Source organism: Rhizobacter sp. P3_C12 (assembly GCF_056402735.1).
On sequence record NZ_JBFUGW010000352.1, the window covers coordinates 1 to 5482 of the forward strand.

Here is a 5482-nt window from a genome sequence, read left to right on the forward strand (position 1 = left end):
GATCACGACCTTGTCGAGCGTGGCGGGGGCGCTGGCTGCGGCGGCCGGTGCGACGGCTGCGGCCGGGATGGCCTGCGCGAAGGCGGCAGAAGAGAAGGCAAGCGAGATGGCCACGGACACGGCGTGGCGCTTCGAGACGAGCGAATTCATGGAGAGACTTCCGAAAAGCTGATGAGGTCGGGCCGGCGTGCGCAGGCGCAGCCGGTCCGAAGACGAACCTGGAAAGGCGGATCAGCTCAGGGAAGGGGGCCCGCGGGCGAGGAAGCCCGAGGACTGCGCGGCGATGTGCCAGCCGCGGTGCAGCGCCACCGGCGTCTGCGTGAACTCGACGGCCGCGAAGGCAGGCGTGATGCCGTGCAGCGCGTCGCCATGGGTCAACTGGTCGTACACATCGCAATCGCCGCCGTGCTGGTGGCCGGCGAACAGCTTGGCGACCCAGCCGGAGTCGCCAGCCGGCGCCTTCACTCCAGCGGCCGTGGTCGCCGCGCCCGGCGCATGACGCATGTGCGCGATGCCGTGCATCAACCCCAACGCCTGCGCGAGCACGAGCGACACGAGCAGCACGGCCGCGAAGGCGATGCGGCGCGAGGCACGGGTGAGGGCGAGGGGGCGGTGGGGCATGGGGACGGCGTGAAGGCCGCGAGCATAGCAAACGGTGACAAATCCGCCCGGGGCCCCGGCGATGACCGTGTGGCAAACTCCGCCGCTTTCGTGCTTTGCCGCCCCGCAGCGGGCCCCCTCGTCTTGGACAAGATTCTTCTGCAGATCGCCGCCGAACTGAAGGTTCGGCCGGCGCAAGTGAACGCCGCGGTGCAACTGCTGGACGGCGGGGCCACGGTGCCCTTCATCGCCCGCTACCGCAAGGAAGCCACCGACAACCTCGACGACATCCAGCTGCGCGAGCTCGAATCCCGCCTCTCGTACCTGCGCGAGCTCGAAGACCGCCGCGAGGCCGTGCTGAAGAGCATCGACGAGCAGGGCAAGCTGACCCCCGCGCTGCGCGCCGCGATCGAGGCGGCCCCCACGAAGCAGGAGCTCGAAGACCTCTACCTGCCGTTCAAGCCGCGCCGCCGCACCAAGGGCATGATCGCCCGCGAGGCGGGCCTGGAGCCGCTGGCCGACAAGCTGTTCGCCGACCCGTCGCTCGACCCGGCCGCCGAGGCGGTGGCCTTCATCAATGCCGAAGGCGGTTTCGCCGATGCGCCGGCGGTGCTCGACGGCGTGCGCGACCTGCTCAGCGAGCGCTGGGCCGAAGACGCCGCGCTGGTCGGCAAGCTGCGCACCTGGCTGTGGGACGAAGGCCTGCTGCGCTCGAAGCTGATGGACGGCAAGGACGTCAACCACCCCGACATCTCCAAGTTCCGCGACTACTTCGAGTACGACGAGCCGATCAACCGCGTGCCGTCGCACCGCGCGCTGGCCGTCTTCCGCGGCCGCACGCTCGAGTTCCTCGATGCGAAGCTGGTGCTCGACGAAGAAGTGGTGCCGGGCCAGCCGACGATCGCCGAAGGCCGCATCGCGGTGCACCTGGGCTGGAGCCACAAGAAGCGGCCGGCCGACGACCTGATCCGCAAGACCGTCGGCTGGACCTGGAAGGTCAAGCTCAGCCTGAGCCTGGAGCGCGACCTGTTCAGCCGGCTGCGCGAAGAGGCCGAGAAGGTCGCGATCAAGGTGTTCGCCGAGAACCTGCGCGACCTGCTGCTGGCCGCGCCGGCCGGCCCGCGCGTCGTGATGGGGCTGGACCCCGGCATCCGCACCGGTGTGAAGGTCGCCGTGGTCGACGCGACCGGCAAGGTGCTCGACACCCACACCGTCTACCCGCACGAGCCGCGCAACGACTGGGAAGGCTCGCTCCACACGCTGGGCCGGCTGTGCGCGACGCACGGCGTCAACCTGATCGCGATCGGCAACGGCACCGCGAGCCGCGAGACCGACAAGCTGGCCGCCGACCTGATCAAGCGCATCCAGCAGCTCGCGCCCGGCACGCACATCGAGAAGGTGGTGGTCAGCGAGGCCGGCGCGTCGGTCTACTCGGCCAGCGAGTACGCCAGCAAGGAGCTGCCCGACCTCGACGTGAGCCTGCGCGGCGCGGTGAGCATTGCGCGGCGCCTGCAGGATCCGCTGGCGGAACTCGTGAAGATCGAGCCGAAGAGCATCGGCGTCGGCCAGTACCAGCACGACGTGAACCAGAGCGAGCTCGCGCGCAGCCTCGACACCGTGATCGAGGATTGCGTGAACTCGGTGGGCGTCGACCTGAACACCGCGTCGGCACCGCTGCTGTCGCGCGTGTCGGGCCTGAGCAGCGCGGTGGCCGCGAGCATCGTGCGCTGGCGCGATGCGAACGGTGCGTTCCGCAACCGCCAGCAGCTGCTGGACGTGAGCGGCCTCGGCGCGAAGACCTTCGAGCAGAGCGCCGGCTTCCTGCGCATCCGCGGCGGCGACAACCCGCTGGACCAGTCCGGCGTGCACCCGGAAACCTACCCGGTGGTCGAGAAGATCATGGCCGCGGTCAGCAAGCCGGCGGCCGAGGTGATGGGCCGCAGCGACGTGATCCGCGCGCTGAAGCCCGAGGCCTTTGCGAGCGAGAAGTTCGGCGCGATCACGGTGAAGGACATCTTCGCCGARCTGGARAARCCSGGCCGCGATCCGCGCCCCGACTTCAAGGTGGCGCGCTTCAACGACGGCGTCGAGGACCTGAAGGACCTGCAGCCGGGCATGACGCTCGAGGGCACCGTCAGCAACGTCGCGCAGTTCGGCGCCTTCATCGACCTGGGCGTGCACCAGGACGGGCTGGTGCACGTGAGCCAGCTGAGCAACAAGTTCGTCAACGATGCGCGCGAGGTCGTGAAGACCGGCGACATCGTCAAGGTCAAGGTGCTCGAGGTCGACCTGGCACGCAAGCGCATCTCGCTGACGATGAAGCTCGATGCGGTGGTCGCGCCGCGCGGCGAGCGCCAGGGCGACAACAGCTTCCGGCCGGCCGGGCGCGGCGAGCGCAGCGGCGGCGGCGGTGGGGGCGGCGCTGGCCGTGCCCCGCAGCAACAGCAGACGGCGCAGCAATCCGCGATGGCGGCTGCCTTTGCGAAGCTGCAAGGCAAGCGCTGAGCCGGGGCGGGCGATCCAGGGCACCATGCGCGGCTTGACACTTCAGACACTTCACTGAGGAACACAGCGATGAACACACGTCTTCGATCCCTGGTCCTGGTTGCCGCACTCGGTGCCGCGGCACTGCTCGGCGCCTGTGCGAGCAAGCCGATCCCGAGCGCCACCGCGATCCTGCTGCCGACCACCGGCAATGCCGCGCAAGGCGTCGTCACCTTCCAGATGGTCGACGACCGCGTGCTGGTCAAGGGCAAGGTGCGCGGCCTGAAGCCGAACCAGGACCACGGCTTCCACGCCCATGAGAAGGGCGACTGCTCCAGCGGCGACGGCATGAGCACCGGCGGCCACTTCAACCCCACCGGCAAGCCGCACGGTTCGCCGCTCGGCGACCACCATGCCGGCGACATCCCGGCGATCACCGCCGACGCGAGCGGCGTGGCGGAGTTCGAATTCCTGCTGAGCGATGTCACCATCGGCTCCGGCCCGACCGACCTGGTCGGCCGCGGGTTGATCGTGCACGCGAGCCAGGACGACTATTCGACGCAGCCGACCGGCAACTCCGGCGCCCGCATCGCCTGCGGCGTGATCAAGCGCGACCCGACCCCCGGCAACTGACCGGGACGCAGTGAAGGCCCTGCTGGTTGCCGCCGGTCCGAAGGCGCGCGAGCACCTGCGCCGCGACGGCCTGCGCCCGCAGGATGTGCGGGCCATCCCGGCCGCGGCCGGCGGGCCGAAGGGCCTGGCGCTGAACCACCTCGATCGCTTCCTGTTCGGCGACTGGCTGCCGCGCAGCGACCACACGGTGCACCTGCTGGGCGCGTCGATCGGCGCGTGGCGCATGGCCACCGGCTGCCTCGACGACCCGGCGCGCGAGCTGGCGCAGATGGCCGCCGACTACATCGGCCAGCAGTACGAGCACGCGCCCGGCAAGCAGCCGACCGCGACCCATGTCAGCCAGGTGTTCGCCGACAACCTGGTGCGCCAGTTCGGCGCGCGCGAGGCGCAGGTGCTGCAGCACCCTCGCTACCGGCTGCACGTCTTCACGAGCCGCGGCCGGCACGTGCTGGGCCGGCAGGGGCGGCTGCGCACGCCGATCGGCTACCTGGGCGCGTTCGCGGCCAATGCCGTGAGCCGCCGCGCGATGGGCGGCTGGCTGGAGCGGGTGGTGTTCTCGGACCCGCGCGATGCCTTGCCGCTGTCGCTCACCGACTACCGCACCCACACCGCCGCGCTCGATGGCTCGAACCTGCGCGCGAGCATCCTCGCCAGCTGCTCGATCCCGTTCTGGCTCGACGCGGTGCACGACATCCCCGGCGGCCCCACCGGCGCCTACTGGGACGGCGGCATCACCGACTACCACCTGCACCTCGACTACGCGTCGATGCGCGACGGGCTGGCGCTGTACCCGCACTTCCAGAAGACGGTGGTGCCGGGCTGGCTCGACAAGGGCTTCAAGCGCCGCCACCGCGCCAGCGCGATGCTCGACAACCTGATCGTGCTGTACCCGAACCCGGAATGGATCGCGACGCTGCCGCACGGCAAGCTGCCCGACCGGGCCGACTTCAAGTCCTGGGGCGAGGACGTGGCGGGCCGGCAGGCGGTGTGGACCCGCGCGTTGCACGAAAGCGAACGGCTTCGTGACGATTTCGCGAACTGGCTGGATCGCCCCGACGCCGAGGTGTTGTAGGACGGCGCGCCCTGGGCCGGAATGGTGCGGCGCTCCCCTAAAATTCGCGGGATGCGCGACCTGCTGTTGTCCCCTCCGCCGCTCCCCCTGTCCTCCCCGCTGCAGTTCCGTCGCGCCTTTGAATCGACTGCCACGCCGGCGCTCGACCGCCGCATCCACACCGGCGAAGAGCCGCGCCACATCGCCGCCCCCGCGCTGCTGCACCCCGCCGGCACGGTCACCGAGACCTGGAGCGTCCCCGGCCCGTTGCACGCGCAGTGCCGCGGTGCCGCGCGCTTCGTGAGCGACGGGCATTGGCTGATGGGCACGCTGTGCATCGACGACAAGGCGTGGCCGGGCGGCATCCGCGCGGCGGCGCGGCAGGTCTACGACGAGCTGTTCCAGCTGCTGCGCGACGAGGGCTTCGCGCACCTGCTGCGCGTGTGGAACTACGTGGCCGACATCAACGGGTGCGACGCGGGCGATCCGCTGGAGCGCTACCGGCAGTTCAACATCGGCCGGCAGGATGCCTTCCTGGCCGCCCGGCGCAGCGCGTTCGACGGCGCGCCGGCCGCCTGTGCGCTGGGCACCACGCAGGGGCCGCTGACGGTGCATTTCCTGGCCGGGCGCGAGGCGCCACGCGCGGTCGAGAACCCGCGCCAGGTCAGTGCCTACCGCTACCCGTCGCAGTACGGTCCGCGCGCGCCCACGTTC

At 70.6% G+C, this 5482-nt stretch carries 5 protein-coding genes; 4 read left to right on the top strand and 1 reads right to left on the bottom strand.

What is annotated here, in order from left to right; genetic code table 11:
* Positions 1-231: 231 nt before the first annotated feature.
* The gene (locus AC1DXV_RS30725) at positions 232-621 is read right to left on the bottom strand and encodes a hypothetical protein (protein ID WP_477872216.1); all 390 of its coding nucleotides are present in this window, start codon (positions 619-621) and stop codon (positions 232-234) included.
* Between the two features lie 123 nt (positions 622-744).
* On the opposite strand from AC1DXV_RS30725, the gene AC1DXV_RS30730 reads away from it, so the two are divergent.
* The 4 genes from AC1DXV_RS30730 to AC1DXV_RS30745 form a co-directional block, all read left to right on the top strand.
* A complete protein-coding gene (locus AC1DXV_RS30730; protein WP_477937246.1) occupies positions 745-3105 on the top strand; it encodes a Tex family protein in 2361 nt (786 codons plus the stop codon).
* 69 nt (positions 3106-3174) lie between these two features.
* Positions 3175-3717: a superoxide dismutase family protein gene (locus AC1DXV_RS30735; RefSeq protein ID WP_477873005.1), complete on the top strand. Its 543-nt coding sequence runs from the start codon at positions 3175-3177 to the stop codon at positions 3715-3717.
* A gap of 10 nt (positions 3718-3727) precedes the next feature.
* A complete protein-coding gene (locus AC1DXV_RS30740) occupies positions 3728-4789 on the top strand; it encodes a patatin-like phospholipase family protein (RefSeq protein ID WP_477873007.1) in 1062 nt (353 codons plus the stop codon).
* 51 nt (positions 4790-4840) lie between these two features.
* Positions 4841-5482: chorismate transformation FkbO/Hyg5 family protein (locus AC1DXV_RS30745; RefSeq protein ID WP_477937248.1), on the top strand; the 642-nt coding region annotated here is incomplete at its 3' end.

Excerpts from the sequence above, each read along its gene's own strand:
- AC1DXV_RS30725 (WP_477872216.1), bottom strand. The coding sequence starts at position 621 with ATGCCCCACCGCCCCCTCGCCCTCACCCGTGCCTCGCGCCGCATCGCC.
- AC1DXV_RS30735 (WP_477873005.1), top strand. The coding sequence starts at position 3,175 with ATGAACACACGTCTTCGATCCCTGGTCCTGGTTGCCGCACTCGGTGCC.